The sequence below is a fragment of the Deltaproteobacteria bacterium genome, assembly GCA_011773515.1.
GTDB lineage: Bacteria > Desulfobacterota > Deferrimicrobia > J040 > J040 > WVXK01.
In genome coordinates this window covers 19,487-22,949 of record WVXK01000108.1, presented here as the reverse complement: position 1 = coordinate 22,949, position 3,463 = coordinate 19,487, and the positions used below count along the sequence as shown (strand labels likewise).

At 54.5% G+C, this 3,463-nt stretch carries 3 protein-coding genes; 1 reads left to right on the top strand and 2 read right to left on the bottom strand.

Features of this window, described 5'->3' with window-relative positions:
- On the top strand, nucleotides 1–1,026 hold a 1,026-nt coding region (locus GTN70_11525; protein ID NIO17589.1), incomplete at its 5' end, for a hypothetical protein.
- Between the two features lie 8 nt (nucleotides 1,027–1,034).
- Here GTN70_11525 and GTN70_11520 read toward each other — a convergent pair.
- Nucleotides 1,035–1,670: a CBS domain-containing protein gene (locus tag GTN70_11520; protein ID NIO17588.1), complete on the bottom strand. Its 636-nt coding sequence runs from the start codon at nucleotides 1,668–1,670 to the stop codon at nucleotides 1,035–1,037.
- Nucleotides 1,649–3,463, bottom strand: a 1,815-nt coding sequence (locus tag GTN70_11515) for a hypothetical protein (GenBank protein NIO17587.1), incomplete at its 5' end; no start/stop codon positions are given. The genes GTN70_11515 and GTN70_11520, both read right to left, overlap by 22 nt.

Genomic DNA, 3,463 nt, shown 5'->3' with positions numbered 1-3,463 from the left:
AAGCCGGCAGTGGCCGAGGAGATCTCCAAGGTTATCCCGCCTCATTGCATTACGGTCAATCCCATTGACCTGACAGGCGATGCGGATGCGGCAATGTTCAAGAGGGTCATGGATATGGCGGAAAAAGATTACGATATCGTCATGCCTATTTTCGGCGATCCCGTTCCCGGCGCCGTTGATATCGTTTCCGCTGATAAATGCCATCTCGTTGCCTACCTTGGCGGTGCCGATGTCGAGCGCGAGGAGAGGGTAAAGATGGGGGAGCGCAAGATCGCGGTCTTTCCCACACCGGAGAGGGCGGTCAAGGCCGCTTCTGTTTACCTCAAGCTGGGGAGAATACCCGAGACCAGGGAATCCTTACCCCACGGGGAAGAGAAAGCGGCGGGGAACATGCTCACTCCCGTCGACGCTTTTGCCCTTCTGGAGAGATACGGCATAGCCGTCTCTCCCTATTTCAGGGTCACAAAACACGATGATGTGAGAAGATACGGAGATGCCCTCGGCTACCCGGTGGTGCTCAAGGTAAACTCATCCGAAGTCATTCATAAATCGGACGAGGGGGGAATCGTGTTGAACGTTCATTCCGCCGATGACGCGCTCCGGGCCTTCGACGAACTCTGCAACCGCTTCGATTCCAGGGGAGTGAGTTATGACGGTCTTCTCGTCGCCCGCCAGATGGAACCGGGAACGGAGGTCATGCTCGGGGTAACGAGGGACGAGCAGTTCGGGCATGCCCTGGCATTCGGCCTCGGTGGAATCTTCGTGGAAGTCTTAAAAGACGTTACTTTCCGAATGCTGCCGCTGTCAAAGGAGGGCGTGATCGACATGATCGGGGATCTGAGGGGAAGGAGGGTTCTTGAAGGAGTGCGCGGCAGGCCCCCGGCAGACGTAGACGCCATAGCCGAGCTCGGCGAGCGGCTCTCTCGACTGATCGAGGAAAACCCTCGCATCAGCGAACTCGATCTGAACCCCGTTGCTGTGTACGAGAAAGGACTGGTCGTCCTGGACGCACGGGTAATTCTCTAGGACCACGGTCAGCCGAGAAAATCTGTAAGTTCCGGCACGGTAAAGCCGGAATCCCTGAGCCCCTTCTTCACGGCAGCCACGTCTATCGTTGAGATCCTGATGAAGGCGACGTAGCCATCGCGGAAGGGGGAAAGGACGAGACTCTTGACATCGAGGCCCAATTCGCCGATCCGTTGAACCAGGGACTTGAGGTGATCGCTCTCCTTGCCGAGAATGACCTCGATGCGGACGCCGAGCTCCTTGATGCTGAGCGTATCGATAAATGCGGTGAGAATATCCAGTTTCGTGATGATCCCGACGAGCTTCTCCCCCTCGACTACCGGGAGGGCACCGAACCGCTTCGCGTGAAAAATGAGGAGGGCGTCTTCTATCGTATCCCAGGGGCTTACCGTGATGACATCCTTCACCATGATCTCCCCTACGTTGCGATCCCTGATAATCATCTCTCCGTTTTTCCCCACCGAGGATTCTTCCAGGGTGGAGTTTCTGATATCCGCCCCCGATACGATTCCCACGAGGTTCTCTCCAACAACGACGGGAAGGTGTTGGATAGCGTTCGTCTTCAACAGGTGGTTTGCATGTTTCAGGGAGTCACCGGGACTTACCGATACCACCTCTTTGGTCATCCTTTTCCCGACATACATAGTTCGCTCCTCCCCTGAAGGGTTTTGAGGTGTGCAAGAATTGACGATGTCAGAGACGCGCTGTTATACCCGCCCTCGAGGACCGAGACGATCCGGCCCTCGCAGTGCTTATCGGCTATCTCACAGACCCTTTGCGTCATGTATTCAAATGATAGTTCCGAAAGGTCGAGCCCCGCTATGGGATCGTCTTTGTGGGCGTCAAATCCGGCTGATACCATGATGAGGTCGGGCCTGAAACCTTCTATTGCGGGAACGACTTCCCTTTCAAATGCCTCCACCACTTCGCTGTCAACGGAGTGGGGTTTCAAAGGCACGTTCAGGGTGAATCCCGATCCTTTTCCCTTACCTCTGTCCATCCTTCTTCCCGTACCGGGATAGCAGAAAGTGGGATGTTCGTGGATGCTGCAGAAAAATGTCCTATCATCCTCGTAGAAGATATCCTGGGTTCCGTTCCCGTGATGGACGTCCCAGTCGAGGATGAATATCCTCTCCACGCCGTAGACTTTTCTGGCGTACCGGGCGCCCACGGCGACGTTGTTGATAAAACAGAATCCCATGGCATAGTCGGACCCGGCGTGATGGCCCGGAGGCCTCACCATGCAGAAGACGTTCTCCACCCTTCGATTCAACACTGCGTCGACACCGGCCATCACCCCCCCAACTGCCAGGAGAGCCGCATCGTAGCTTTCACGGGAAATCGAACAGTCCCTCGTTTGAAACTGGCTCTTCCCTTGCAACACGCTCTGTCTGAACTGATCCAGGTAGTGGGATAGGTGGACTTTTTCCAGCATCTCCCGGTCGGGGAGATAGGGATCGAGGAAAACCAGGCTGCGGTGAAGCTCGTTTTTGTTGATTGCTCTCAAAACCTTTTCCACCCGCCTCGGGGTCTCGGGATGCCCCGTGCGCGTTCTGTGGAGGAGACAGTCGCTGGAATAGACAAAACCCGTCCTTCTCGGCGTGTTCGTGTATATTATTTTGAAGCCGTCCCACGGGTCCTGGGTGAGCAGGAATGCCTTGCCGAGAGGAAAGTGGTGCACCTTTGGGTAGTGGTCGTCCCTATCCAGGGAATAGTAGCCATCTTTGTTGCTGTAGACGGGAACGGCAACGTCCCTTTTGAAGCCTGCGAAGTCGTACATGTGGTTCAGGCGGTTTAGTTCTGCATCGGTGACGGGGAGATTTCTCTCCAGAACGAGAGCACGCATCCTCTCTTTCTTTTTCTTCAGCTGGGCCTTCTCGAGGCAGTCAAACCCCTCCTTTGCCCAGTAATACTTTCCCACCGAAAGGGAGGCTTTGAGCCTGAACTGGTGAAAGCCGATGTCATGGAAGAGCTTTTCGTAGTATCGAAACAGGTCGGATGCATACCCGGAACTCTGCTTTTCCAGCCATATGGTGTCGATATACATGACTTTCAGCCTTTTCCGTTTCAGGTAGGCCCAGATGCCGAATGCCTCGTCGAAGAGGGTATAAAAAAAGAGGGTCATTTCTCCGATCGACCTGTCTCCATGGAAAATCTGCGTGTTGTAAATGATCCTGTCTCTGCCGAAGAGGAGCATGTTCTCCCTGTGTTCGAAGCCGCCTATGGTAACGGACAGCATCTGGAAAAAGCTGTCCGGGGAGAACTGATTGTCAGATATTTTCGCCCAGGTAGACATGAGCTTCTTTTTCGGCGGAGTTTTCGAGATGAGGAAACTGCGCTTCGATCCGCTTTTTTTCAGCACTTCCGGATTGATCTCCGCGCCGAACAGTTTTTTCCCCGCTATGAGGGTTTCGAAACCTTTCAGGATGTCGCTTCT

Coding starts and splice junctions, on each gene's coding strand:
- GTN70_11520 (NIO17588.1), bottom strand. CDS start 1,670: ATGTATGTCGGGAAAAGGATGACCAAAGAGGTGGTATCGGTAAGTCCC.